This is a genomic window from Microbispora sp. CSR-4 (assembly GCF_008033685.1).
In the GTDB taxonomy this organism is placed as follows: Bacteria; Actinomycetota; Actinomycetes; order Streptosporangiales; family Streptosporangiaceae; genus Microbispora.
In genome coordinates this window covers 1-952 of record NZ_VJVX01000191.1, presented here as the reverse complement: position 1 = coordinate 952, position 952 = coordinate 1, and the positions used below count along the sequence as shown (strand labels likewise).

General features: G+C 72.6%; 1 protein-coding gene. It reads right to left on the bottom strand.

The window, feature by feature from the left end; genetic code table 11:
- A partial coding sequence (locus tag FLV34_RS39400; RefSeq protein ID WP_187280884.1) for an HNH endonuclease signature motif containing protein occupies window positions 1–372 on the bottom strand: 372 nt, incomplete at its 3' end.
- Window positions 373–952 lie beyond the last annotated feature (580 nt).

Sequence of the window (952 nt, the reverse complement as noted above, 5' to 3'; positions counted from 1 at the left end):
GTCTTCGCCTACGTTGCGGCGGGTGTAGCGGTCGGGGTGCTGGTAGCGGTCGCGGTTGTGGAACTGGCAGGCCGGGCCCAGCAGCTTCAGGTCCGTGAGGCCGCCGGTGCTCCAGTTGTCGGCGTGGTCGATCTGGCACATGGTCGCCGGGAGTGGGCAGCCGTCGATCCAGCAGGTGGCGTAGCGGGCGTAGATGGCCCGGCGTTGGGCGGGGGTGGCGAGGCGGACTTTTCGGCCCATGTCGAGAACCTGTCCCTCGGCGTTCATGACGATCCGGACCAGTGTCGAGGTGCGGGCGAGGCGGTGCACGCTGGAGAGGGGCAGCACCTGCCCGGTCGCCAGCAGCAACCCCGGCGCTGTCCCCGGTGCCATTCCCAACGACGCCCCCAACGACGCCCCCAGCGATGCCCCCAATGCTGATCCCAGCAGTCCCCCTGGCGGCATGCCTGCTGACGCTCCCAGCGCCGTCCCCAGCGACGCCCCGGGCATCGTGCCCGCCGACGCACCCCGTGACGCACCCTGCCCTGCTCCAGGTGACGCCCCTTCCGACGTCCCTGGCGTGCCCTGGCCATGCCGGCAGTCCCCCGTAGGCCGAGGCCCGGCGTGGGTGTGACGTGCGGAGGCGTCCTCGGGAGGAGGATCCGGCCACGCCGCCTCCGAAGACACCGCCGCCGAAGACGCCGCCTGAGATGGCGCTGCCTCCGAGTGCTCTGCCTGCGATGGCGACGCGCCCCAAGACCCCGCGCCCCAAGACGCCGTGTCCCAAGACGCCGTGTCCGAAGGCGCCGTGTCCGAAGGCGCCGTGTCCGAATGCCCTCCACGGTCGGCTGGCCATGCTGCCCCGCGCCGTGTCGTGTGCGGTGCTCCAGACGGGGCCGCAGCGCGGTCGCCGTCGCCGCCTGTGGCGGGCGCGGTCTCGTGGCGCTCGGCAGAGCTGGTGCTGACGGTCTCT